This window comes from Niastella vici (assembly GCF_002077945.1).
In the GTDB taxonomy this organism is placed as follows: Bacteria; Bacteroidota; Bacteroidia; order Chitinophagales; family Chitinophagaceae; genus Niastella; species Niastella vici.
This window is the reverse complement of record NZ_LVYD01000102.1, coordinates 338,995-365,630: the sequence shown is the minus strand read 5'-3', so window position 1 is coordinate 365,630 and position 26,636 is coordinate 338,995. Positions and strand designations below refer to the sequence as shown.

The window sequence follows — 26,636 nt, the reverse complement described above, 5'->3', positions numbered from 1 at the left end:
CAAGAGAGGATGAACTCACTATTTTTAACGCGATAATTTTTTTATCACTTCACTATCTTCCCTGAAAGTTTTGAGATATGCCGGTTGCATACCGGGTGATTCGATCTTTATAGAATACCCTTCGTTTTTTGCATTTGGTTGCACATATACGATCAGTACGCCGTTCTTTGCCTTCCGGGTAGCGGCATGATAATCGCCGGTATCATTGGCATCGCCGTTCTCAATACCCAGCAGGGTAGCGCCACCGGTGATACTTACGGTAACAGGATTTTCTGCATCGTATACCCGCCGTCCCTTGTCATCGGTGAAGGTAACTTCAATTTGTTTTAAACCGGTTGATGCATCTATCAACGGATCTTTATATGGCGTAGCTACAATGGCTGTTACCTTGCCCGTTGTGTTCAGGGTATATTGCGCTACTTCCTTACCCGCGTTGTATCCTTTCACCACCAACTCACCGGGATGGTAAACCGTGTTCCACCATAAGATGCGGTTCTTTGCATCGGCCATTGATCTTTTGCCTAATGATTGCCCGTTCAGGAACAGCTCGGCTGCTGAGCAATTGGTGAAACAGTTCACCCGAATGGAATCGCCATCGGTACCCGTCCATTTGGGCGCGGCTGGTTTGTGGCTCCAGATGCCATTGTCTTCCGTTTTCGGAATAGGCGCTGTTCCCATATAGATCATGGGTTTCGACGTCCAGATGCTTTGACGGAAATAATATTCGGGTTTTACAAAACCACCGAGGTCGAGTAAACCGGCGGTGTTGCTGCGGTTGGGCCAGTTGCCTGCTTCACCGAGGTAATCAATACCCGTCCACAGGAATTGTCCGGCAATGTATGGATTGTTGCCAACGGCATTCCAGGCGCTGAGGCGCATGCCATTCTCACTGTCGTATATTACGCGGTTGGGATATTGCTGGTGGTCTTCTTCATAGCGGTATTCCTGGTAATTATACCCCACAATATCGAGGTTACCGGGATAGCTGGTGGTGTTCGACATTACCACACCGGCCAGTGCGGCCGTGATGGGGCGGGTGGTATCATATTGTTTGGCAATCTGTACCAGGCGTTTGGAAATTTCACCTAAACGGGCAGCCGCCGGATGGGAGGAATCGTATCCTCTTCCATAGATCTGCGGATTGTTGCCGGTGTTCAGGATCTCATGGGTATACGGGTCATTGGGATAATCGATCTCATTGCCAATGCTCCACATAATGATGGAAGGATGGTTGCGGTTGCGCAGGATCATATCGCGCAGGTCTTTGTCGCTCCATTCTGCAAAATAGGTATGATACCCATCGTTGCCCGGTTTGCCGTTGTTCCAGCCTTTGATCCATTTGTTCTTGCCCACTTCCCATTCGTCAAACGCTTCGTCCATCACCACAAAACCCATTTCATCGCACAATTTGTACAAATAGTCGGCGTGCGGGTTATGGCTCAGCCTGATTGCATTACAACCGGCTGCTTTCAGGGTACGGAACCGCCGGACCCACACTTCCTGTGGAACGGCTACGCCCAGCACACCGGCATCGTCGTGTATACAAACACCGAGTAATTTGGTGCTTACTTCATTGAGGAAAAATCCTTTGTTGGCATCGTAGCGGATAGAACGAATGCCTACCTTATCGGTCCATTCATCTGTTTTTTTACCGCTTTCGGTCACCGTTACCTGTAAGGTATACAAATTGGGATTGTCAATTGACCATAAGGCCGGGTTGGCAACCGTAAAGGAGCAATCGGCCTGGGTAGGCTTGCCGGTTCCAACTGTAATATTTTTCTGTGCAGTGGCAACTGATCTGCCTTCTTTATCTAATAACGTACATTGCACGGTTACTGGCTTGTTAGCTTTTGCGCTATTCGCCACGGTCACTTTAATATTGGCAGTAGCGCTGGTTGCCGAAACATCCGGGGTGCTGAATGCTACGCCCCACTGGGCAATATGCACCGGGTTGGCGGCTATCAGGTATACGTTGCGATAAATGCCCGAACCGGTATACCATCTTGAATCGGCAAAAGTGGTGTGGTCGACTTTTACGGCAATCGTGTTGTTGCCCGGCTGCAAAAACTTTGTAAGCTCATACTGAAAAGGAATGAAACCATTGGGCCGTTTGCCAACGGAATGGCCATTGATAAATACTTCACTGTTCTTGTATACGCCATCGAAATAAACGTATACCTGTTTGCCGGCATAGTTGGCAGGAAGGGTAAATGTTTTACGATACCAGCCAATGCCGCCCGGCAGGTAACCGGTACCGCTTGCCCATTCATTGCTGAAGGGACCTTCAATGCTCCAGTCGTGTGGCAGGTTCAGTGTGCGCCAGCTGGCATCATTAAAAGCGGTCTTTTCTGCACCGGCCACTTCGCCTTTATGAAATTTCCAGTCTGCATTGAACAATTGTTGCTGCCTGGTTTCCTGGGCAATGCCAAAAACCGGCAATAGCAGGCACAACAACTTAAAATAATTTCGAATCCAGATCATATCCTCAAATGTTAAGATTTTACAGGCTCAGGGCCCTAAATGAAAGAGGCTGTATGGCAACAGCCTCTTTCCGGGTTTTACATACAGGAAATGCGTTCTGCTGTAATATTAGTATCCAGTGTTTTGTGTGATCTTGTTATTGCTGGCCTGGATCTCTGCACGGGGGATCGGCAGCCAGTAATGTTTGGTCTCGAACTTACGGCCATCGAGTGCCACCTTGGTTGTATACGTAAACGTGCTGCCGCTTTTACCGATGGTGATACCACCTGCGGGTTTGTTTTCTGTTACGTCGGCGATCTTCCATCTTCTTACATCATAGAACCGGTGTTCTTCAAAGGCCAGCTCAACCCGGCGTTCGTACCGGATAGCGTCGCGCATGGCCGACTGCGACATACCGGCTGCCAGCGCTGGCATGTTCACACCCGTTCTTTGCCTTACCAGGTTAACAGCTGCGCGGGCCGATAAGGTTGAACCGGAAGGTACTACATCGGGGCCATATGCTTCGTTGGAAGCTTCGGCAAAGTTCAACAATACTTCAGCGTAGCGGATGTAGATCCAGGGCTGAAAGCCTGCATTGCCCCAGGGGTTTTGCAGCGGATAGGCATCGTTCATAAATTTCTTCAGGTAATAACCGGTCTTTGAGGTGTTCCAGTTATCAGGACCATCCTTGCTGTCTTTACCACCGGGCGTATAGGTGTCAATGGTGCTGCCGCGGTAAGTGGCGCCATTGTATAATATGGTTGCATAAAAGCGTGGGTCCCGGTTAACGTAGGGGTTTTGTGCATTGTAACCCGAAGTACCATCGGTAATGGGTTTACCGTTGTCCATTTCATAATCATCAACCAGGTTCTGCAGAGGCAGGTTGCCACCCCAGCCGCCATAACTGTTAGGACCATTTGCTATTTCGAGGTGGGTATGGTTGGCGTTCTTGGTGTACAGTCTTTCAAAAATGACCTCGTTGTTGTCATTTATGAGGAACAGGTTGCCATAGCCGCCGGTATAAATACCGTATTTGTTCAGGCTGATAACGGCCTGGGCTGCGGTTGCTGCTGCCTGCCAGGTGCCTGCGTTATACAATGGGCTGGCTGCATATAACAACAGTCTTGACTTCAAAGCCAGCGCTGCGCCTTTGGTGGCCCGGCCCAGTAACCAGGTTCCATCATTATTAACCGGCAACAAAGCAGCTGCATCATCGAGTTGCGCTACGGCATAGTCGATAGATTCTTTGATCGAAGCTCTTTTGAACAACGCATCATTTTGCAGGTTGTCGTTCAGGGTATAAACGGTATCGCCCATCAATATAGCGCCGCCATAATTCCTGATGATGTCGTGGTAGCGGAATGCCCTGATGAATTTCAGCTCACCCAGCAATCTGCTTTTATGCGCATCGCTCATGGTTACTTTGGCAATATTGCCGATGGCGAAGTTACAATCGCGAATGCCGCGATAGCTGCGGCCCCAAATGGTTCCGGCAATACCGGTATTTTCGGGCGCCAGCAAACCTTGTTGTACCAGCCAGGTGTTATCATTATTGTTATAGATCGACTCATCGGTGAGTGAGCTCCACATGGCATATTCGAACCCACGGCCAAAACCGGGGTTGGTGCCGTCGCCTTCTTTATCCTGTAAGCGAATACCTACATACCGGGCGTATACGTAATCTTCAAACAATCCCGAGTCGGCCAGGATGGCGTCTGATGCAACGCGGTCAGTGGGCTGAACAGTCAGGAAATCTTTCTTGCACGAGGTGATCGCTGTTGCAATAACAGCTGTGTATATTATATTTCGAAACAATGTTGTTTTCATGTAATGGCAATTGAATGTTTAGAATCTTAATCCGATACCTACGTTCACGATCCGTTGTTGTGGATAGAACTGTCCGCTGTAATTGTCGCCTTCCGGATCGTAATCTTTCACTTTCGTAATGGTGAACAGGTTGAATGCGCTCACGTATACGCGCATTGACTGCAGCTTCATTCTTGACAATATGGGGTTGGTAACATTATAGCCCAATTGCACGTTTTTCAACCGCAGGAAAGAAGCATTGTTCAGCCAGAAAGTGCTTGGGTTATTGCCACCGTTCACACCTGATGAAGTTCTGGTTTCAACACGTGGGTAACTACCGTTGGGGTTGGTGGGGCTCCAGCGGTTATCGGCCCAGCTGCTGTAGAAGTTGCCCACTGTACCGGCTTCGGGTAATACGAACTGACTTACATGTGCTTGTCCGGCAAATAAAATGGAGATGTCCCATGCACTATAATCAGCGGTCAACATAAAGCCATAGGTGATCTCGGGAATATTGCCATATTTGGTGCGTACCTGATCATCGGCCGTGATCTTGCCATCGTTATTATAATCCTGCAATATGAGATCGCCGGGTTGAGCGCCGCTGAGGTGCGGGTATTTGGCAATTTCATCGGCAGTACGGAAGATACCCATAGAATTATATAACAGCTGCGTACCTAAAGGTTTGCCGGTTTTTCTTTGATAGTCAATTACGGTCGGTGCTTCATCCATGAAAATGACCTTGCTTCGGGCAAAGGTGAAATTACCGCCGCCGCCATAATGGAATTTTCCGTTTTTGTTGTAATACCCCAGGCTTACTTCATATCCATTGCTGTTCACTTTACCAATATTTTCATCAGGCACAAGCGGGTCGCTGCCATACTGGCTCACAATACCGCTTACGTTGGGGATCGATGCATTGCGGGTGGTAAGGATGTTGGCTCTTTTCTGGCGGAAGTAGATCAACTCAAAAAAGAGGTTTTTCATGATAATACCTTCCAGCGCAATGTCTGTTTTACGGGCTGTTTCCCAGTGAACTTCCTTATTGGCAATTTTGGTAAGGTCTATACCCGGTACAATACCAGAGCCCAATACCACCTGACTGTTGAACGAATAGTTGTTGAAGTACTGGAACGAGTTAATATTATCGTTACCCAGTTCACCCCAGGATGCCCGCAGTTTCAGATCGCTCACGAAGGTAACATCCCGCATGAACGCTTCGTTCGAAATGCGCCAGCCGGCAGAAAATGAAGGAAAATAGCCGTAGCGTTTGCTGGGGGGGAAGGTGGTAGACCCGTCAATACGCATCTGTGCATCGAACAGGTATTTTTCATCATAGTTATACGAAACTTTTCCCAAATAACTTTTACGGGTGAAATGATAGCTGCCGCCAGTATTATCCCGGTCAGTGGCTGCGGTTCCGCCCTGTGATAATTCGGGTGTTTGCGTAGTTGGGTAATTTATACGGGAAGCACCAAACGTTTCTGTGCGCAATTCGCTTTGCTCATAACCCACAAATGAATTGATGTTATGTTTGCCAAAGCTGTTCACGTAATTCATGCGGATGTGTGAGGTAAGCTGCGACTGGTTTGCCTGGCTTTCGTTCAATGAAGCGGCATTGTTGTTGCCACCTACTATCCGTGGATTGTACGTATTGGCGGTTTTGTCGTACGAGTATAATACGTAAGGGGTAGAGAAGGTCTTACCGAAACTCCATGATTTATCAACAGCAAACCAGCCTTCTGCCGATAGCCCGGGTACCACCGAAATGTTGTACGTACTTTTCAGAATACCATTGAATACCTGTGTGGGATTTTTGTTTAGGCCGCCGATGCTGGTTGCCATCATGGCCGGGTTCATGCCTTCGATACCGTTTGAAGGCAGCCCATTGGGATAGAAGGCCGGAATGGTTGGATACGCCCGGTAAATAGAGCGGAAAATAGTGCCTGCGCCTGTAGTAGGGTATTGCCGGTCTTCTTCACGGCCCGATAAAGAGGTGCTCACTTTCCAGTCTTTGTTGATATTCGCATCTATGTTGGCCCTGAAGTTGTATTGTTTGTATTTGGTAGCGCCGTTCTTATACAAGCCATCCTGGCTCACCATGCCGGCACCCAGGTAGTATCTTATATTGTCTGAACCACCCGCGATGCCAATATTTGCATTATCCTGGCCTACTGAATTTTTCAGTGTTGCCTTTGCCCAGTTGGTATTGGGATAGTTCAGCGGATCGGAACCATCGGCAAATTTCTGGATCTCCGCAGCGGAATATTGCTGGTTCATACCGCCCGAGGGGTTATTGTAATAAGCAATTTCATTGGTGATGGTGGCATAGGTTGATGCATTAGCCATCTTTGGCAACCGGGTGGGTGAGGAGAAGCCATGATCATAGCTTAACGACAGCGTCGTTTTTCCTACTTTACCCCGTTTGGTAGTTACCAGGATAACGCCGTTGGCCGCGCGGCTTCCGTAAATGGCGGCCGATGCATCTTTTAATACCGAAATATTATCAATATCCATCGGGTTCAATCTTTCCAACCCGCCGATCTGTCCGGGTACGCCATCCACCACAATTAAAACATCATTGCTCCCCATGGTAGCCAAACCGCGAATTCTTATTGATGAACCATCATAACCAGGTTCACCACTGCGGTTGTTGATCATAACCCCTGAAAAACGGCCGGCCAGTGAGTTGGAAACATTCACGTTCGGACTTTTCACAATGTCGCTGCCTTTCACTACAGAAATAGAACCGGTGAGGGTAGCCTTCTTTTGGGTGTTATAACCTACCACCACTACTTCCGACATGTCGACCAACTTGGAAGTTAATAAGGTGATCTCCATGTCGCTTCCGGCCGCCATTTCCTGGGTGGTGAAGTTTACATGGGTAAATACCAGGGTTGACTTTTCCGGCGCCTGAATGGCGAATTTTCCATTCGCATCTGTAATGGTGGAGCTTTGGGTCCCTTTAACTGTCACAGTAACACCGGGTAAAGGCCCTTCCGGCGATGTCACTCTGCCCTTAACGGTTGTTTGGGCAAAAAGCGATAATGTAATAAGATGTAAGAAACCAAGGAGAAGAAGCTGTGGGGCGAACCTGTAAAAGGGTTTACAGACTGCCCTGTTTGTCAGTTGCAATTGTCTCATACGAACAAGCTCGTTAGGTTAAAAAAATAATCTTCCGCAGCCGTCACCGGTCGATTTGAGGTGTTCTCTTTTGTAATCGGCTGTTTACATATGCAAAGTAGGCTGCATGTGGGGGGCAAACAGGGGGTAAATCACTAAAAGAAGGGGGGTAATTTACAGGAGAGTGATTGTTTTTGGGTGAATCTGAAGGTGGTAAATGATAGTTTTCAGAGAGTAAGATTTTTGAGGTAGGATGTAGGAAATAAGAAGTAAGAAGAGAATCATACTTAAGGCTCCTGAATAATTGCAGGAAAACAAAAAGGTGAGCTTCGCAATTAGTAGCGAACTCACCTTAATATTATCTTCCTACATCCTACCTCTTACTTCCTACTTCATATTCCTAAATCCTCATAAGTCACTTTTTATCACATTATGGTCTCTATTAAACGAATTCCGGTACTTCTTGATGTATTCCGACGGGGTCATATGGAAAACTTTCACAAACTGTTCGCGGAAATAACGTACGTCATTGATGCCTACCTGGAAGGCGGCCTGCCTGATGTTCATGTTCTCGGTTAACATCAGCACGGCTGCCCGCCGTAACCGGATGGAGCGGATAAACGCATTGAGTGATTGCCCCGAAATTGACTTTACCTTATTATATAAGGCCGGGTGGCTCATGCCCATCGCTTTCGAGAACTTCTTTATGGTGAAGTCTTCGGTATCTATATTCTGTTCGATCACCGAAATGCATTTTCGCAAAAATTCCTGGAATTCGGCCGGCACTTTTGTTTCCGTTTCTTTCAACGTAATACTGTCGAAGAAGAAGCGCTGCAACAGGTTCCGGTTCCGCAAAATGGTTTCTACCCGGGCCTGCAAAAGGGTTTTATCAAAAGGCTTGGTGATGTAATCGTCGGCTCCGCCTTCAATACCTTTCAATTTCATATCGTTGTTGGTAGAACCGGTCAACAGAATAACGGGAATATGGCCCAGCAGCTCGCTTTGTTTCAATTTGGTACATAGTTCAACGCCATCCATGCCCTGCATGTTGATGTCGCTGATCACCAGGTCGGGAACATGCTTCATGGCCAGCTTGTACCCGTCGTCGCCGTTGTCGGCCGAATAAATGAGGTAATTGTTCTCAAAGATCAGTTGCAGGTAATGGGTGATCTCCTTGTTATCGTCAATAAGCAGGATCGATCTTTTTTGGGTCACCACTTCTTCGGCCTGTTTGCCGTCTTTTTTTACCGGCACCTCTTCTGCTTCTTCTTCGGTTTGTTGCTCCACGCCGGCAGCCAGCTCCTGCAACAGCTTGTTCTTTTCTGTAGTATCGGTGGCTACATATTCGTAGTTGGAAGGCAGGTGCGAGATGCCCTTGAATAAAGTAATGGTAAAGGAGGTGCCTTCGTTGATGACGCTGTTGCAAACAACGGTGCCTTTGTGGCTTTCAATAAATTGCTTCACCAGGAATAACCCGATACCAAAACCCGATTGCCGTTTGCCATGGCCGGCCTGCTGAAATTTTTCAAAAATACGCTGGCTGTCGGCCGCTTCAATTCCACAACCGGTGTCGCGAATGTCGAGCTCCACGGTGTTATCTGTTTCCCGAACGCTAAACGTGATGGCCCCGTTTTCGGGCGTGAACTTGAACGCATTGGTAAGCAGGTTGAACAGGGCGATCTCTATCTTTTCATAATCGGCATAAATGGTAAGCGAGGGCGTAGTGGTCGTAAACTGGTAATCGATGTTTTTTGTACGGGCCTGGTGTACAAAACACTGGTACACTTCATCGCACAATTGAATAATATCGATCGCGGAAATTTTACAGGTGTCGGAACCGCTGTCTGCTTTTCTGAAAAGCAACAACTGGTCAACCAGGCTCAACAGGCGACGGGCATTGCGGTAGGCCGTCTTCAGGTCGTTGCGGGGGGCGTTTTTGTCGTTATTGATCGCTTCGCGTACGGGATTTATAATTAATGACAGCGGCGTTCTGAACTCATGCGAAATATTGGTAAAGAAGGTGAGCTTTCTTTCCATCAGCTCTTTTTCCTTTTCATTCTCAACATGCGCCAGCTTTATCTCATACTTTAACCGTTCCTGGGTGCGGGTATAGCGGATGTATAAATATATAATGGCGCCAAAACATACTATATAAAATAAATAGGCCCACCAGGTGCGGTACCAGGGCGGCAGCACAATGATCTGCAGCAGTTTGGTCTCGGGGCCCCAGGTGCCATCGGGGTTCATGATCTTTACCTTGAACAGGTATTTCCCTTCCTGCAGGCGCGAATAGTTAGCTGTTCTTATGCGGTCAACATAATTCCAGTCCTTATCCCAGCCCTGTAAATAATAGGCGTAATTGATCTTGTCGGCCCCGGAATATTCCAGCGCCAGAAAATCGAGCGACAAAACCGCCTGTGAAAATGGAATGGTGACCTCATCAATGCGATCGAGGTTGCGGGCCGTTACATATTGTTCATTTCCTTCAACCGGTGTATTGTTTATTTTAAGTCCTGACAAGAAGAGGGCGGGTTGTTCTTTGTGGTCCCGGATGCTATCGGGGTAAAAAATATTAAATCCTTTGATGCCGCCAAACAGGAATTCGCCCGATGATAAGATCAGCGCGGCATTAAAACTGAACTGGTTGCTTTGCAATCCGTCGGAATGAGAAAAATTGCGGCAGGCTTTTGTTTGGGGGTTGAACCGGCACAACCCGTTGTAGGTGCTTAACCATAAATTGCCGTTTGCATCTTCGAGCATGCGCAGAATGGTATTGCCCGGCAAGCCATCGCTGGTGGTAAAGCGTTTGTGTTTTCCGGTTTTGCGATCGAATAACAACAGGCCGCCTTCCTGGGTGCCTACCCAGAAATTCTGTTTTTTGTCTTCATGGATACAACGGATCGTATAACCAATGTTAAACTGGCGGTGTTGTTTATTAGTACGGTCTATTTGTATGAGGGTAGAATAGTTGCCGCCCCAAAAGCCGCCTTCCCGGTCTTCGGCAATGCATTGCAGGTTGTTGATGGTATTATCGAACAGGTCGAACTGGTTGCTTTGCCGGTTGAACAAATACAGGCTGCCTTCATTGGTAGCGCTGGCCCAAAGCCGGTTTTGCGCATCCTGGTACAACAACCACACGTTGTTCTCTTTTTCATGCGTTACCGGGTTGTAACAATCGTACCGGGTAAAGGTGCCGTTCGCTTTGTTGAAGCGATTGACAGCCCCCAGCCAGGTGGACACCCAGATATCGTTGTTGTAATCCTTTACAATGTTGGTGATGAAATTGCTGCTGATGGAGTTATTGCCGGCGCTGTTATTGGTGTATTGGGTATAACTGTTTTTCTTTCTATCCCAGTACCGCAAACCGGCACCATCGGTGCCGATCCATAAATTATTCTTTTCATCTTCACAGAACGACAAAATAAAGTTGTTGATGGGGTTGTCGTTATCCGGCGTATTATACGTAATGTGCGTGAATGAACTGGTGCGGGATTCTATCATGTTAACGCCGCCGCGCAATGTACCGATCCATTTGCGGCCATCGGCATCTTCATACACTGAGTACACGGCATTGCTGTTCACCAATGGCCGGCCGGTTGATGAAACAAAGGGCTTTGCCTGGGTAGCGCCTGCGGGCAGTTGCAACAATCCATCGCCATCGGAGCCAATCCACAGCACCGATTGTTTATCAAAATACAGGTTCACGATCTTGCTGCGGTAGGGCAGGTAATTGGCTGAAACGCTGTTGGTTGAAATGCTGTACCGGTATAAACCGTTTTCATTCCCCAGCCACAGGTTGCCCTGTTTATCGGCTTTTAAACAGTTGGCTTGTTTAATCACCGTGCTCACCAACTCCAGTTGTCTTTTTGAATGATCGTATTTGCAAAGCCCAACCTGTTGAATAAATACCCATACCGTGTTGTGCTGTGCATCGGGTTCAACGGCCGTTACATCGTAACGGGTATCGAGCATGTTGTCGTGCAATACCGGGAGCTGCGTGCCGGAAGTTCGTTTGTTCTCAAATACCAGTAAGCCGCTTTGCTGGGAACCGATGAGCATATACCCATCGGCGAGGGCTTTGATCGTGTGCACATTATCCTGTACATACTGTCCTTTATACTGGTTGTATGGTTTGAATTTCAGCCTTGAAAAACTGGAAGTAGCGGGGTCAAACACGCAGGCGCCTTTGAGCCCGCCTACCCAGATATTATTTTCCTTATCACCTTCAATGGTGTAAATAGTATTGTTGTTCAGGGAGGTACTGTCGCCAATAACATTTCTGAAAATGCGAAAACCGTAACCATCATAGCGGTTCAGCCCGTCGTAGGTGCCAAACCACATAAAACCCTTGTAATCCTGATAAATTGTAATTACGACATTATTCGACAGGCCCTGGTCAATACCAAGGTATTTGACCGGATAATTTTCTGCGAGCAGTCGCGTGGTGAGCAGTAGTAATAGTATAAAAATGCGGCTGGCTTTATGGCACATTGATCCCCCCTTTCTGTATATCGTTAGGGGTTAAAAATAGGGAAAAAAAGTTCAATGTGCCAGTAAAGCTATTTATGGATCTTCCACACTGTAAATGAATAGGGTAGCAGGGTATCTTCCAGTACATTACCTATTGCTACTGTTGTAACTGTTACCGGGTTTTGCCTGTCGGCCGGCTTTCCATTCAGCAGGGTTCTTTCGGCCTTGCTGCCTGGCGCCAGCTTTGTAAGGTCCAATTTCAGGGACGTGGCAACGGGCAACAGGTTCACCAGCTTTACGATTATGCTGCCATCGGTGGTATCGCGTACAATGGAGATGCCCAATCGCTTGCGTACGGCTTCATCTTCTTTCGACAGTGTAAGCACGGAAGGCAGGTATTCGGTACCAGCATTGTTGCCGAATAATTTTTGCACTTCATAATTCACTGTTGGTTTTACTTCGGTATTGTTGAAATAAATAAGGTCGGGATTCCATTGGGTATGTTTTTCCCTGGCGAGCAGCGGCGCATAGGAGGCCATATGCACTACATCGCCATTGCGTTCTATATTGGTGAGGTACAGTGCTTCGGCAAGGGCATTGAAGAGGGTATTGCCGTGCGAAGCATATTCACCCAGGTATACTTTTGGTTTATTGCGGTCGTAACTATCATAAAAATCAGGGTTATTAATAAACCAGCCCGGGCTTTCATAATAATGCTCATCGACCATGGGCACTTTTAACTGGCTGGCCAACGCCCAGCCCTGCTCATAATCGCTTCCATCGTGAAAGGGTCCTACGGTGCCTATCACGGTTATTTCAGGATGTTGTTGCTTAAGGGCATTATAGATAAGGGTAAAACGCTCAGAAAACAGATCGGTGATAAGGTCTTCATTGCCCACACCAATGTATTTAAGGTTAAATGGTGCGGGGTGACCTGCTTCGGCCCGCAGCTTGCCCCATTTGGAAGTTACGGGTCCGTTGGCCCATTCTACCAGGTCAAGGATTTCCTGTACATACTGGTCCATTTCATTCATGGGTATACCGCCCTGCTGACCAAAGCCATTGGCGCCCAAGCCTGAGTTCTGGCAGGGAACACCCGCTGCCAGTACCGGTAATGGGGTGGCGCCTATATCTTCACAGTACTGAAAATATTCAAAGTAGCCCAAACCAACCGTTTGATGGTAACGCCAGATGTTGGGTTGTGGTTTGCGCGCTTCAATGGGGCCGATGGTGTTCTTCCAGCGATAAATATTATCCACGCCATCACCATGCGCTAAACAGCCACCCGGAAAGCGAATGAACCGTGGGTGAATGGCTGCTACGGTTTCTGCCAGATCGGCCCGCAGCCCGTTTTTCCTGTTCTTAAAAGTTTTTTCCGGAAACAACGAGATCATGTCGAGCAACACAGAACCGGTTGACAGCGGTTGCAGTTCGAACCGCGCGTCTTTTGCGTCAGCTGCGGCAATCAGTGAAGTGGTGTATTTTTTCCATTGCTGCGAACCGGTTTTTATAGTTGCCTGTGCCAAAATGCTGCCATCGGCGTTAACCAGTTTTACCAGCAGGTTCCTGCTTTTGCCATCGCTGTTCTTTACAAAGAGGGAGCAATCGTAGGCGTCGCCTTTTTTCAGCGGAATGCCATCATAGCCGCTATTGATCAACGCACTGCCTGGTTGTTGCACGTTCAGTACTGCATAATGCGCGTTGTTTATATGAAGCGGTGTGGTGCTGTCGATCGTAAAGTGGAGATTGGCACCGCTGGTTGTCCAGGAATGTTTGCTGTTCCAGCTGCTGTCGCGGTTCTTTCTGTCGGCAGGCGTGTATTCAAAATCGCGGTTCTGCAGCAGTTCTGCATACAAACCGCCGTCGGCCGCATAGTTGATATCTTCAAAGAAAACGCCTATCAGCAGGTCGCTGATGGGTTTGCGTTTTTCGGGATCAGGGGTAACGGTTGCTGAAATTGATCTCAATGGGGCAAACCTAATGCTGTCGTTCTGGAACGATTCCCTGGTTTGGTTGTATTCGTACCCTTTCAGCGTAGCCGTTTCAGTTAGTTTGTTTACCACCGACCAGGCAACTTTGCTTACATTCCCGGTTACGGCGCCTGCAGGCAGGGTAACGGTAATGCGGTCATCCTTATACGCGGAAGCCGGAATGGCTACCGCCTCGTCATATGTTTTAAAATCAATGGTGTTGATCTTATAATACTTATCGCCCGAGATAAATGTGATCGTATATTGGCGGCTGCTTTTGTCATACTGTACTACAGGCTGCCTGAAGGTGAGTTCTTTCTTTAAATAAGGGTAACGCTGGCTATTCCAGGTTACCAGGTTGGCCGATGCCACATACGCAAACTGGTTAATGGTTTCATCGAGGCTCCAGATACATTGCCATTCCCCATTGGCGTTCTGGAACAGGTAAGGGGTATGCATTTGCTTTTCTTCGCCCCAGGGACCATAATCGCATTTTACATATCCGTATTCATTGCCAACCAGGTTCCATTTTTTTCTATCGGCACTCCAGGCAAAATGTAAGCCACTACGACCCTTGTCTTTAATAGTTGTATAAGCAAACAGGTAAACCGAATCAGGCTCATTTGCCAACAGGGCTTTATCGATGCTCGTCCCGATCAGCAATAAAAAAACTATTCTTGTAACTGCAAACATATCGTTAATGCTTTTTAATGAGTTGGTACAATTGTACCCGAATCGTAGGGGTGTCCCCAATGCGCCGCCAGTTTCGCGGCCTCTTCATTCGTAAGGTAAATGACAGCCCCGTGTTTTGGCGATGTGAAATTAAGTGTTTTCATGACACTTTCGTTAAAATGCCCCAGATTGGATAGCGATTGGTAAATACAGGTTTTACGGCAATTGGTTGATGATGCGCGTTCTGCCCCCGTAAATAGGGGAGCACTTGTTCACTTATGCAAATGTATCACGGTATATAGGTAGAATGGGGGTGGTGATTTGTCCAATTATGGGGGTGAAAGTATTCAGGGAGGATTTATAAGTAGTTGTGCGCTGGTTATAAGTTTGGTGTGGGGGCTTACAATTCATCTCTAAGTGACCGTTAGGGGAAAAATGATCAAGATCAATTAAAATTAGTGACCTCTATTTATTGCAAAAACAGTGTAAAAACGGCTTGATAAAACGATTTAGAGTTTTTATCTTTCTGAATTTCAACTGATTTAAGCTATATGAGTGAGCTTGCTATAAAACTGATAAACGAAGCATACGAGAAAAGGTCTTCGTTTCTTGATCTGGGTAATTGTGGGCTGCGGGAAATACCGAAGGAAATTTTGAAGTTGAAGGATTTTTTGGAGCGGCTTAATTTATCCCACAGAGTGTACAAGCGGGGCAATGAAAAAAGATCAGGAAGTAATATTTTTACTGATAACGAGTCTTCAATATTGTTGTTAAAAGAGCTTACCTGCCTTGTTTCATTGAATTTGAATAGAGCAGGAATTGGAAATGCAGGTGCCGCTTACCTTAGTCAGATTGCTACCCTGACTTCATTGGATATTGGTTACAATGATATAAAAGAAAAAGGTGCTTTTGAAATTGGTAAGCTTTCCAGCCTAAGTTATCTGGATATTAGTTATAATTTTATTGGAGAAAAAGGCGCCTTTGAAATTGGTAAGCTTTCCAGGCTTACTTCCCTCGATATTAGTAGAAACGCCATAGGAGAAAAAGGCGCTATTGAAATTGGTAAGCTTTCTGGCCTGACTTTCCTCAATATTAGTAATAATGACATAGGAGAAAAAGGTGCTTTTGAAATTGGAAAACTTTCCGGCTTAACCTCTTTGGATATTAGTGATAATGAAATAGGAGATAATGGAGCAAAGTATATAAGTCAACTTTCTGCACTTGTTTCGTTAAAGATCAGAGATAATGAAATAGGAGATATAGGAGCTGAGTATATCAGTCAAATATCCACACTAAAGTCGCTGGATATTAGTGGCAATGAAATAAAAGAAAAAGGAGCTGAATATATCAGTCATTTGCTTGATCTCAACACATTGGATCTTCATAATAATAAAATAGGAGATAAGGGCACTGAATATCTTAGTCATTTGCGTAACCTTACGTTCCTGAACCTTGGTAACAATGTAATAGGAAATTATGGGGCTGAATATATTAGCAAGCTTACATCGCTCAATTCATTATCCCTTTCCGACAATGCAATTGAAGACCAGGGAGCAGAATGGATCAGTTGTCTTAATTCTCTTACTTCTTTAGCGCTTAGCCGTAATTTTATTAGCGATAAGGGGGCTGAATGTATTAGCCGGCTTCCTTTATTATCTAGATTATACCTGTCAAATAATAACATTACAAAAATCCCATTATTTATCTCCAGGCACCTCAAACTTTTGCAGCTTTCAAAAAACCAGATTGAAACGCTTACATTGGAATTTATTAAAAATACCAGCCTGTCAATAGAAGTAAAAACGATGGGGCCTCTTTCTCAAAAGGTATTTCTTTATGGTAATCCTATCAAAAACGTCCCGCGTGAAGTGCTGGAAAGCGGTCGTGATTCCATCCTTGAATACCTGGAAGGGAAGCTAAGACCATTGAATGAGTGCAAACTGATCTTCGTAGGTGATGGGGCTGTAGGAAAAACAAGCCTGATGAAGCGATTGGTAAATGACCATTTTAATGAACAGGAAGGAACTACACATGGAATAAACAAAATTGCCTGGAAGGAAATTAAAAACGAGCTGGGTGCCCGCGTAAAGGTAAATTGCTGGGATTTTGGCGGACAGCATATTCAGCATTCTCTTCACCAGTTCTTCTTTACAGAACGGGTAGTGTACGTATTAGTGCTGAATCCCCGGAATGATGAAAAAGCCGGTTATTGGCTTGATCAGATAGATAAGTTGGGGCCCAATTCACAGATCCTCATTGTATACAATTGGAAAGATAAAGAAGACACTCAAGCAGACTTCCTGAGAAATTTTCGTGAATTAAAGAAAACATATAAATACCTGCCGGAGCCGATCGTATTATCATGTAGAACTGGTGAAGGCATGAACGATTTTAAGACTGCATTGAAGAATGTTGTTTTGGCAAATGAAGGGTTGAAGACAAAATATCCGGAACCCTGGTTTAACATCAAAGAAAAACTGGAAACAAGGATCCCGATTGAAAAACATTATGTCAAATATGATCAGTATGAGGCCTGGTGTGCAGAAGAAGATTATAATGATCCGGAACAGCAGCGGAATTTATTACGGATATTGGATTCAGTAGGCTCCATTGTGTTTTTTGACAAGCCTGTATTAAATGAATTGCAGGTGTTGAATCCGGAATGGATATCCACCGGGGCTTACGCCATTCTTACCGCTGATATTACCCGGCAGAAAAAGGGACATTTGAAGTGGGAAGACCTGCGAGCTATTTTTGCTTCTGAAAAGGAAATATTTTCCGATAAAAACATCCGGATAAAATACGACGAGCCGCAGTTTAAATTTATTCTGCAGTTGATGCTTGATTACTGGTTATGCCAGGAAAACCCTTTGGTTAAGCATGAATATTTAATACCGGTCGCTTTTGGGGAAAAGCCTGATAAAGTATATGATATTGATGGGGGAAGGCATTACCGGTTAAAATTCAGTTCTCCTTTCGAAATGCTGATCATTCACCGGTTCATAGCAAAGAACATCCTGAATATTGTAAGTGATGATTACTGGAATTCCGGTATATATTTCAAACATGCCAGCAGCTCAACCTTTGCCATGGTAGATACCAATCAGTATTCACAGGTTATCGATTGCTGGATAAAAGGGGAGAATATCAGGGGGATGTGGGAGGTTATCCGGAACGATTTCCGCGAAATATTCAATATGTACCATAATTTTCCGGTAGATGAAGAGGTAGAATATATAGATAAGGGACAAACGGTTTTTTTAAAGTATGATGAAATGCTGAAGGCATTAAGCAATGGCGTTGCCGTTATTCCATATGACACAAGAACAGGACTAAAAGATATCGATGTGCTTCGGATATTGGAATTGTTTGAAGCTCCTAATCAAAATTTGAAGATCATGGAAAAGGAACAAATAAAAGTGGAAGTTAACCCGCAGATCACTATTAACCCCCAGTTCACCAACAATCCGGTTGTTACCAATACGCAAACTATAACAGAACCGGTTAATAAACAACCTCCCGCGCAGGCAAAAAGTTACGATCTGCATGCAGAGAATAAAAAAGTAAAGCAATGGAAGAATAAAGCAGTGATAACAGGCGCCATTAGTGCTGTATTCACTGCTTTGTTGGTGGTTATTGGGATAAAGAAATGGCTGCTTGGCGCCAATGCCTGGAAAGCTTTAGAACAATATGAAGGTGTTAAGTGGATTGGAGCTATTTTGGCTTTGATATGGAATGGATTTATAGTTAAGAGCCTTTATGACCGGTTTTATGATCCATCAAAAGAGAAAGCGTTTAGGGAGGCATTGAGGAAATAGATCGGTTGAAGGTCTTTACAGATAAATTAATAATCATATTGCATGGCTTGATAAATAAAAATTCATTTATAAGTACCGGCCTGTTCTTTAGTTATACGATTATTTGTTTTCCTCTTTTTTCTCATCTTTCTTATCCGCCGCTTCCGGCTTGGCAGTGTTTTCTGTTCCGGCTACTTTTTGTGTTTTACTGGTTAATCCCAGTGAGTAAGTTAAACTTACAAAAAAGCCTGATTTAACTTTGCTATGCATATCGATTGATGTTACGGTTTTTACCTGGCGCACCATTTTGCCGTTATCATCCAGATACTTTGCTGATAATGTTTTAATGCTGCTCCAGTTTGCTCCTGCAGATAACGCAAATCTGTTTTGGCGGCCCAATATTACGCTCGCACCTAATAACAATGAGTAATTCAGGTCTAGTGAGGTGCCTACGCCAAGGCTCAATGCGGGCTGAACATGGCCTAACCTCGGAAAAATATGCATAAGCGCATTAATCCCAACCGATGATTTTCCAAAGTTATCCCCGCCTTCTTTTACAAGGTCTTTGCCAATCACAGAGTCGCCCTGGATAACGTCACGAAGCGCATACTTCTCATTCCGCATGGAAGAATAATAAACACCGGTGGTGAAGTCTACCTTCCAGCCAAACCGGATGGGAATAGTGATCGGCTGATCGGTTACATGTACCGGTGCATTGATCCCTTCTTTTGGTTTTATGTTCAGGTTAAAAGTTATTGCATCTGCATTTTGCAGCTGCGGCACATTGTACTGGTATTCAAAACTGGTGTTTACAAGAAGGCGAAGTATTTTTTTTGTTTCCGTCACAATGCTGTCGGGCGTTACAGGCAGGCTGTATTCTGTTTGCATCCGTTTATTAAAATCGGCCGAAGAATAAGCTGGATTATTTAATCTCTCTGTAGTTATGAATTTGTCTTTAGCCGTGTTGTAAGGATCGTCAAAATTAAGTACATCGCCGGCTGTTTTGAATTCTGTTTTGATTTTGTCTACAATGGCTTTTTTCTCCGTTTCAAAATCAGTTGAACTGATGCAGTCCCCATCATTCATTTTTTTATCAAGGTAGTTCTTCAGGTCTTTATTCAGTTTTACGAGTCTCACTAGCTCAGCTTCCATGCCGGGTGTTTTTGCTGCTACTGCTGAAGGCGACATCAGGGTAAAAACGGTTTTAAACAATGCGGGTTCTTCTGTAACGTTATTGTCGAAAGTATTGCTCAGGGTTATGTCATATTTAAACGTGTTGAAATTTTTGATCAGGAACACCACCCCTTTGTTTTTTGAGAGCCTGCTGTAATATCTGAGGTATTCCTTTTCGTCTGCTGTGGTTTCATTGTCTTTGACTGCATATATATTACAGCAGGGGTTGTAGGTAACGACCGGTTTTCGGCAATTGTCCGGCGCTTTGTAAACAGCCGTTAAATAAGCCGGGTTAACAAAGTCCACTGTTGATTCAGGCAGGGGCGTGCCCGCTGTCCCTGGTTTGCCATCGGGCGTTTGCTGGCTGGCTGAAGTTAGTGTGCCATCAGGTTTTATTTTAAATGAAACGGTCAATTCATTATCTCCTGCTTTTGTTTTGTCGGCCCTGATAGATACCGTAATTTCCTGTTTGGCGCCATCGGTTTTAAAAATAGCAGGAATATCAACAGCGATGTCCTTATCACATACCAGGGTTTGTGATGGCTTGTCGGCATTGCCGTATAATATTTCAATTTTAAGCGGATTTGTAATACTGCTTTTACAATTCGTGGCATGTATTACAAGTGGTTTCGTAACATCTACTTTTTGCGAGTCGATGGTTAATGGTTTACTGTAATCCAATGTAATTGTTTTGTTTTGCGCCATGCTTTGGAGGCTGGCCAGAAGAAGAAAAATGGGAAATGTTAGTTTTTTCATATAAATGTTACATTAAGACGTGTTTCAATAATACCAGCCTGAATGGCATAGGAGGTGTTGCCGCCAACCATTACGATCACACCGGCTACCCGGTTTTTTTCATCCAGTACGAGCGCCCCGGAATCTCCCTGATCCGCAAATTTTCTCCCGTTTGGGCTGATGATCTTGATGAGTTTGTCGAGATAATGAAAACTGGTTTCACCTGGGTATATCGCTCCAAACTGAGGAATGAACCCATCGAACACCCCAGTGGTTTCATTGGTAGTTGCTCCATATTTCTTAAGCTGCACTATTCCTTTATCATTTTCGCCAAGAAAGCGGAGGCCATTTGTTTTGCCGACTTTAGGAATGTTTGTGTTTAAAATATGGCCTGTTGTGGGACGTACCAATGCCATATCTACCCGGTCATCGAGCTGGGTTTGTTCTACAAAGCCCGCGGAAGTGTAACCATTGCCGATTGAAAAACTGACTGCCGATACGGTATCATTGGGGTCCCTATCGGTCCAGAACATTCCGCTTGTAAAAACACAATGAAAACAGGTTAACATTACCAGGTTCCCATTACCATCTTTTACCACCCCGCCAGCAGTACCGTAATTGTTCGTCAATTCATTCCGGGTATTGATAATGCGGTCACCGGGATTGAGTTGCATTTAGAAATACGTTGTTATTAAGGTTTTCAAATATCACAGTGTCTGGTTCATAATAATTATATATCCATTCTTTATCGGTCCCGTCAGGGAGCTTGTTAAGGAACTTCAACTGCACAGTCATTTGACCATTTTCGGAATTCACATCATAGCCTGAGAAGCCTTCCAACTGTTGTAACCGGGGAAGCACATTTGCTGTTTTCTCTATAAGGATCTTCTCAAATCTGGCCCTGTTTGATGCCGTTTGCGTTTGCGTGATCTGCGTTTCCTGTTGTTGCTGGTCGGCCTGAAATTTTTTCAAATTTGAGAACTGTAGTACAATATCCAGCATATCGTGCCAGAACTTTGAGCCCAGGCTAATGAATATGCCCGACAGGAAAAAGCCAATATATGACCTGAATTTGCCTGGTAAGCCTGCATTAAAAATGTCGATCAGTTTCCCGGAGCTCAGTAACGTAAAAAGATCCGCGCCACCGATCACAGCTACGATCCAGCCACAAACCAATGCTGTCCACATTACTTTTCTTTCCCTTAATTTTTCTTCTCCTATTGCTGTGCGTTTATTTCGCAAATTGCGCCAGTAGAGTTTATATAAATTGGCAATTCGTTCCGAAATAAGACTTAATGCAAATAAAATAGTGGCGATTGTGTAGGCTAAATTGGTGCCGCTTAATGGAATTTGATCTTCTGGCATGGTTCGGGGGTTTGGTTCACCCAAAAGTAGCAACCACATGAGCGGGAGACAACCCGTTAAAAGACCTGTTTTTTTATAAATTATTTTTATTATTATGGCAGCGGATCGCCCAACAGGAATTGCTTTCGGGTTATTTTTTCCAGACTTTTATTGCAGTGCCTTTGCCTGGTGTGGAGGTTATCATTGTTTCAAAGTGAATTTGTGCGGCGCGATAGCGAATGTTTTTTAGCCCGTTTCCTTCACCTGACATGTTTATCGAAAATCCTTTGCCGTCATCAGAGATAATGAGGCTTTTAAGGTTGTTCCTGTATTCCAGCCTGATCAGGATTGTTTTGGGCTGGGCATATTTAATTGCATTATTGATCGATTCTTTGGCGATCATCAGCAGGTTCCTTTTTTCTGTTTTGCTGACGGGCTGGTTCTGTTCATCATTCACCGCATATTGCAGTTCGATATTATTGGCTATGGCCAGTGGCATGGCAAATTTCTTTATCCGCTCCATAATGCCACTCATAGTGTCATTATTGTCATCCAGCGTCCATAGCATATCGCGGAGACCGCTGGATGCCTGGGCCAGTGATTCTTCGATCTGGATCATATGTTCTTCTTTTCCCGGTTCCCGGCGGGCAAGGTGCGAATATACTTTCAGCGCGTTGAGCGTGCTGCCGATATCGTCGTGCAGATCGCTGGCAATACCTTTCCTGATCTGCTGTTCTTTCTTCATTTGGTAGATGCGATAACTAAAGACCAGGTAGGTTAAGACAATTATCAATAAAAGGATAGCGGCTTTAAACCACCAGGTCTGATACCAGTGCGGCAACCAGATCAGTTTTAACTGCAATGGATGCATCCCGGCGGTTTTATTGCTTTCACTGCTTTTTACCTGTACGGTATAGGCGCCCGGTGATAAGCCGATAAGGGAAATGGAATTTTGATGACCGATCGGGATCCAGCTGCTGTCTACCTCAGTAATGCGATAAAAAAAGGTTTCTTTTTCCGGCGTGCTGAAGTTGACCGAACAGAAATTAAACGCTACCTGTATAGTGGTGGAAGGAACGATCATCTGGTTGAATAAAGTACTGAAGGTATCGAGTGAACCGCTGCTATTTTGAAGGCTTACCGATTTCGCATACAGGTGTGAGTTGCCATTGTCAATATGGAATTTTTTTCTATCGATCATAGTCAGCCCCTTCAATCCGCCAAAGAAAATATGGTTGCTCTGCTGGTCGCTACTGAATTGTTCAAAGTAGTTGGAATGTAAACCGTCTTCTTCAAAAAAATTACGAACCTGCCTGGTATGCAGGTTTACGGATGTTAAACCTTCATTGCTGCTGGCAATAATGATACTGTCGTTAAGAGGTAATACACTGTAAAGGCACAGGTTATGTACTCCTTCCGCTATGCTATATAGCTGCTCGATCTTACCATTTTGGATAAGCTGGGCAATGCCTTTCCCATAAACGGTTATCCAGTATCGGTTCGATGATTCACAAACGTCCATTAAAATGCTCAGCGCACTGGTTTCACCTGGCGGGTACAGTGTGAGCTCCTGCACATTGCCGTTAGCTGGGTCGTATATGCTTATACTTGCATCAAAAAGTATCCACAGCTTGCCTTTTGTACTGGCGTATAATTTTTTAACGAAATACCCCTTGCGGCTTCCGCCCATTCCGGATGAAGGAAGGCGGTGGATCTGCCGCCTTACCCGATCCCAGCAAAACAAGCTCGTCGGGTTAAAACCGGAAAAAAAATACAATGAATCGCGGATGGTTTCCATGGCAACCAGCGTTTCGTTCTTTAATATTGTCAGCTCAGGAAACATTCGTTGAAGCGCTGCTTTATTTCCGTTGTGGTCAAACGCTTCGGTGCCATGTGGGCCCGAGGCAATAATACCTCTGCCTTTTACGTCGATACCGGCATAGTATTGCTTTCTTTCGGAAACCCGCTGCAGATTGCCGGTATGGGTTTGAAGTTTATACAGTCCATGGTCTGTACAGGCATAGATGGTTGCCGTATCAGTATGGAACAGGGTCATACAATGCTCCAGTTTTTCTGATGGGGTATTTTTTGAGGTATAAAAAGCGGTAAACGGTGTGTGTACATCTTTGATCCAGCCGGTACCATACTGGCTGCCGATCCAAAGGCTTACGCCATCAAAATACAGTGAACTGGTAAATATCAACCAATCCTGATCTTCCATATTTCTGCTGAAAATAATTTGCCGGTAATTACCAGATTGTAAATTTACTTCAATCAGATGCTGGTCGCCTGCGAAATAGGCAATATCACCCGATACGGTCATGCAGTCGATCTTTTTGGGCAGCATTTTCCTGGCTTGCGGGGGCATCACCTGCGCTGCCGGTTTCAATTGATTCGCTGGCATGTTCAACACCAATAACCCTGCATTACTGGATATAATAACCGAATGATTATAAATGACATAATCGAAAAATTCTACTTTGCTGCCCGGGAAAAACTGATCAGGGTTCAATGTGCGGATATGCCTGAGGTCCTGATCAGTTATAATAATGCCCAAACCAGATACCAGCAGGTAAATTTGTTGATCGGGGCCTGCTATAATATTATCTACTGAACCGCCATGGCCCAATACTTTCCCGAGCGACAAGGGGGGGGATACAGCTCCATTCCGGTTGTCGATGCGGTAAACCAGCCCTTCGGCGGTTCCGGCATACAGGTAGTTACCGGCCGTACATAATGATTTGGCCCAAATGGCAGCGGCGGTTAACGTAACGGTGCGGTCGACGATGCCCTGTAAAATATTTATTCTTGTTATAGTTCCATTATTGCTTAATGCCCACAGAAAGCGGCCGTCTTCAGTAATAGCCAGGTCGAAGATGTCTGTGCCGCCAAGGGCGAAACGCGGGTCTTTTTCATTGTGTGTAAAATATACGGAATGTCGGCCGTCAAAACGGTAAAGTCCATCCTGCGTAGCTACCCAGATAAAGCCCAGGTTGTCTTTTACTATTTTTCGGGCATTTAGGCTCGGTAGTAAGTCTTTCCGGTTCAGTTTGGTGAGCGGCAGGAAACTGATTTGTTGTGCATTACTTTCCAGAAAAGAAAATAATATTATTAAAATGGTTATCTTATAAAACAAAACTAACCGCATGGCGCAAGAAACTGTTTATGACTGGAAGATCTCCATCATAGCACAATATAATAAAAAATGGGAGCCGGAATATGATGAGTTGATACTGGCTGTGAAAAAGCAGATCAGGATCAGCGGCGATAAGCTCAAATTTATTGTTTTTACCTATTTTACTAACGATAACCCCGGTTCGAAAGGCGTTTGTTCCGTTGTTGAATATTATAACGGAATGCCTGCGATAACCGAGCCAGCCCTACAGGAGCCGTGCGATCTGTATGATCCGGAAACGCTGAAGGGGTTCTTCCGCGACAGGGTTAAGCCGGTTAAGGCTACCTGGCATACGTTGATCCTTTGGGGGCATGGAGCCGGCCTGGGCTATTTTCCGGATATTTCAAACAGCATTGCCCAGCAGAATTTATTTTCCGAGATCTTCGATCCGGAACCGGTAACGGATCCTGAAAAATGCCGCCAGGCGATCGGGCTGCAGCAAGCGATAGAGATGATACATTATTTGCAGGCTAATTTATCACTGGAGGCTGATTTTTCCCAGGCGCTTTCAAAGCCTGTTCGTTTTGCAGAGAAGGTGTTTGCAGTTAAGGAAACGGCGATCTTAAAAGACTTACTCAAAGTAATTTCAGGAAAGCAGTTAAATGAGGCTTTATCGGGGCTTGGTGAACAAAAAACAGAGATTGTTATTGCTTCAACCTGTTATTGCCAGGTTTTTGAAATAGGTTATTATTTAAAAGACAGTGTGTCGGTTTTGGTTGCAGCGGAAACGTCCATCCCCATATCCGGGTTTAATTATACTTCTTTTTTTAACAAGCTGCGATTGCTTGATAAACCTACAGCAAATGATGCACTGGCAGTAAAGAAATACCTGCGGGAACTGGCCGGGAATGTCGTGTTCAATTTTCATAAAAAATATACAAAACCCTACCTGGAGAAGATGCTCGCGCTCGATTCAACGTTGGTATACGAAAAAGAAAAAATAGCCATCAGTGCTAATGATCTTTACTTCTATGGAACTGGAGGTATTAATGATGTAATTGATGAACTGGGTACCATTTTATTAAGCATCCACACTAAAAGAAATCCCGATTTCAAATCGGCTGTTGACAATGCCAGAATGAATTGCCTGGATATGGTTGATTCGCGAAAAGGGATCATTGATCTCTTATTGGTCATTTCCTTTTTAAAAATTGAATTTAATAAGCTAGGTGATAAAAGAATGGATGCTGTTTTGGTTAAACTTGAACAGATCAGGCTGAATTGCAACCTGGCATTCCTGACATCGGCCTTGTTGGGTAAACCAGATCCTGCATGCAAGCCCTGTACGCAAAATCCGCAATTCCTGGCTACTTTTTTCCCAGGTACGGTAAATACCGACCCCCAAACAGCTCTGTATGCGTTGTTTTTTAAAGAACCGGCAGGTTCCAATACCATAAAAATATCGGAACCCTGGACCCGGTTTGTGCGCGAATTTGCTAAGGATAGACTGGGGATTTGATCACTCTGCAAATATTTTCAGGTATGGGTCTGTAGCCAGTAGCACTTTCCCGGCCGAGTTATTCACTTTTCCGGGATCAAAACCAAAACTCACGTTTACGGTAGCTTTCGTTTTTTCAGGATCGCCTATTACCCGGACCTCTAACGCCTCTGGTTTTTTAATCTCCGTTTCATCATCGGTCAGCGGCCAGAATGTGAGGCCTTCCTTAATGCAGGTGTTCTTGATGACTTCGATATCCTCAGGAGTGCTCAGTTTTTTTACATTGCCAATCGTAAAATTGACTGAAAAAGAATAGGTATTGCTTTCTTCGGCATCGTCATCGCTCTTTTGGATAATTACTTTTGAGATTTTCACTTTGTCAATAGTGTATTCAAAGTCACCCTTTTTAGTTCCGAGCTGCATAAAAAGCCCTTTTTGCTTTTCCATGATTTATTATATTAATGGTTAAAGAA

General features: G+C 45.0%; 13 protein-coding genes. 2 read left to right on the top strand and 11 right to left on the bottom strand.

What is annotated here, in order from left to right:
* Positions 1-24: 24 nt before the first annotated feature.
* From A3860_RS35965 to A3860_RS42180, 6 genes are all read right to left on the bottom strand, one after another.
* A complete protein-coding gene (locus A3860_RS35965) occupies positions 25-2,481 on the bottom strand; it encodes a sugar-binding domain-containing protein (protein ID WP_081155431.1) in 2,457 nt (818 codons plus the stop codon).
* A gap of 108 nt (positions 2,482-2,589) precedes the next feature.
* The gene (locus A3860_RS35960; RefSeq protein ID WP_081155430.1) at positions 2,590-4,287 is read right to left on the bottom strand and encodes a RagB/SusD family nutrient uptake outer membrane protein; all 1,698 of its coding nucleotides are present in this window, start codon (positions 4,285-4,287) and stop codon (positions 2,590-2,592) included.
* Positions 4,288-4,305: 18 nt separating this feature from the next.
* Positions 4,306-7,410, bottom strand: a complete 3,105-nt coding sequence (locus tag A3860_RS35955; protein ID WP_081155429.1) for a SusC/RagA family TonB-linked outer membrane protein — start codon at positions 7,408-7,410, stop codon at positions 4,306-4,308.
* A gap of 387 nt (positions 7,411-7,797) precedes the next feature.
* Positions 7,798-11,880, bottom strand: a complete 4,083-nt coding sequence (locus tag A3860_RS35950) for a two-component regulator propeller domain-containing protein (protein ID WP_081155428.1) — start codon at positions 11,878-11,880, stop codon at positions 7,798-7,800.
* Between the two features lie 68 nt (positions 11,881-11,948).
* Complete coding sequence (locus A3860_RS35945; RefSeq protein ID WP_081155427.1) at positions 11,949-14,522, bottom strand: alpha-L-arabinofuranosidase C-terminal domain-containing protein; 2,574 nt, start codon at positions 14,520-14,522, stop codon at positions 11,949-11,951.
* Positions 14,523-14,536: 14 nt separating this feature from the next.
* Positions 14,537-14,665, bottom strand: a complete 129-nt coding sequence (locus A3860_RS42180) for a hypothetical protein (RefSeq protein ID WP_262497356.1) — start codon at positions 14,663-14,665, stop codon at positions 14,537-14,539.
* A 387-nt stretch (positions 14,666-15,052) separates the two neighbouring features.
* Here A3860_RS42180 and A3860_RS35940 point away from each other — a divergent pair, with 387 nt between their 5' ends.
* A complete protein-coding gene (locus A3860_RS35940; protein ID WP_081155426.1) occupies positions 15,053-18,319 on the top strand; it encodes a COR domain-containing protein in 3,267 nt (1,088 codons plus the stop codon).
* 99 nt (positions 18,320-18,418) lie between these two features.
* Here A3860_RS35940 and A3860_RS35935 read toward each other — a convergent pair whose 3' ends face one another.
* The 4 genes from A3860_RS35935 to A3860_RS35920 all read right to left on the bottom strand — a co-directional run bounded on the left by A3860_RS35935 (position 18,419) and on the right by A3860_RS35920 (position 24,698).
* Positions 18,419-20,227, bottom strand: coding sequence for a hypothetical protein (locus A3860_RS35935; protein ID WP_081155425.1), 1,809 nt, complete (start codon positions 20,225-20,227; stop codon positions 18,419-18,421).
* Positions 20,224-20,880 carry a hypothetical protein gene (locus A3860_RS35930; protein ID WP_081155424.1) on the bottom strand — a complete coding sequence of 219 codons (657 nt, stop codon included), beginning with the start codon at positions 20,878-20,880 and terminating at the stop codon, positions 20,224-20,226. Before A3860_RS35930 ends, A3860_RS35935 begins: the two co-directional genes overlap by 4 nt.
* Positions 20,861-21,571 carry a hypothetical protein gene (locus A3860_RS35925; RefSeq protein WP_143774428.1) on the bottom strand — a complete coding sequence of 237 codons (711 nt, stop codon included), beginning with the start codon at positions 21,569-21,571 and terminating at the stop codon, positions 20,861-20,863. Before A3860_RS35925 ends, A3860_RS35930 begins: the two co-directional genes overlap by 20 nt.
* A 130-nt stretch (positions 21,572-21,701) precedes the next feature.
* A complete protein-coding gene (locus tag A3860_RS35920; RefSeq protein WP_081155422.1) occupies positions 21,702-24,698 on the bottom strand; it encodes a sensor histidine kinase in 2,997 nt (998 codons plus the stop codon).
* Here A3860_RS35920 and A3860_RS35915 point away from each other — a divergent pair.
* Positions 24,697-26,184, top strand: coding sequence for a clostripain-related cysteine peptidase (locus A3860_RS35915; RefSeq protein ID WP_081155421.1), 1,488 nt, complete (start codon positions 24,697-24,699; stop codon positions 26,182-26,184). The two genes, A3860_RS35920 and A3860_RS35915, sit on opposite strands and share 2 nt — an antisense overlap.
* On the opposite strand, the gene A3860_RS35910 is transcribed toward A3860_RS35915, so the two are convergent.
* Complete coding sequence (locus tag A3860_RS35910; RefSeq protein ID WP_081155420.1) at positions 26,185-26,610, bottom strand: hypothetical protein; 426 nt, start codon at positions 26,608-26,610, stop codon at positions 26,185-26,187.
* Positions 26,611-26,636 lie beyond the last annotated feature (26 nt).

What these genes read in the sequence shown, in the direction of transcription:
- A3860_RS35910 (WP_081155420.1), bottom strand. Translation starts at nt 26,610, where the DNA reads ATGGAAAAGCAAAAAGGGCTTTTTATGCAGCTCGGAACTAAAAAGGGT.
- A3860_RS35965 (WP_081155431.1), bottom strand. Translation starts at nt 2,481, where the DNA reads ATGATCTGGATTCGAAATTATTTTAAGTTGTTGTGCCTGCTATTGCCG.
- A3860_RS35925 (WP_143774428.1), bottom strand. Translation starts at nt 21,571, where the DNA reads ATGCCAGAAGATCAAATTCCATTAAGCGGCACCAATTTAGCCTACACA.
- A3860_RS42180 (WP_262497356.1), bottom strand. Translation starts at nt 14,665, where the DNA reads ATGAAAACACTTAATTTCACATCGCCAAAACACGGGGCTGTCATTTAC.
- A3860_RS35945 (WP_081155427.1), bottom strand. Translation starts at nt 14,522, where the DNA reads ATGTTTGCAGTTACAAGAATAGTTTTTTTATTGCTGATCGGGACGAGC.
- A3860_RS35955 (WP_081155429.1), bottom strand. Translation starts at nt 7,410, where the DNA reads ATGAGACAATTGCAACTGACAAACAGGGCAGTCTGTAAACCCTTTTAC.
- A3860_RS35915 (WP_081155421.1), top strand. Translation starts at nt 24,697, where the DNA reads ATGGCGCAAGAAACTGTTTATGACTGGAAGATCTCCATCATAGCACAA.
- A3860_RS35930 (WP_081155424.1), bottom strand. Translation starts at nt 20,880, where the DNA reads ATGCAACTCAATCCCGGTGACCGCATTATCAATACCCGGAATGAATTG.
- A3860_RS35920 (WP_081155422.1), bottom strand. Translation starts at nt 24,698, where the DNA reads ATGCGGTTAGTTTTGTTTTATAAGATAACCATTTTAATAATATTATTT.
- A3860_RS35950 (WP_081155428.1), bottom strand. Translation starts at nt 11,880, where the DNA reads ATGTGCCATAAAGCCAGCCGCATTTTTATACTATTACTACTGCTCACC.
- A3860_RS35940 (WP_081155426.1), top strand. Translation starts at nt 15,053, where the DNA reads ATGAGTGAGCTTGCTATAAAACTGATAAACGAAGCATACGAGAAAAGG.
- A3860_RS35935 (WP_081155425.1), bottom strand. Translation starts at nt 20,227, where the DNA reads ATGAAAAAACTAACATTTCCCATTTTTCTTCTTCTGGCCAGCCTCCAA.
- A3860_RS35960 (WP_081155430.1), bottom strand. Translation starts at nt 4,287, where the DNA reads ATGAAAACAACATTGTTTCGAAATATAATATACACAGCTGTTATTGCA.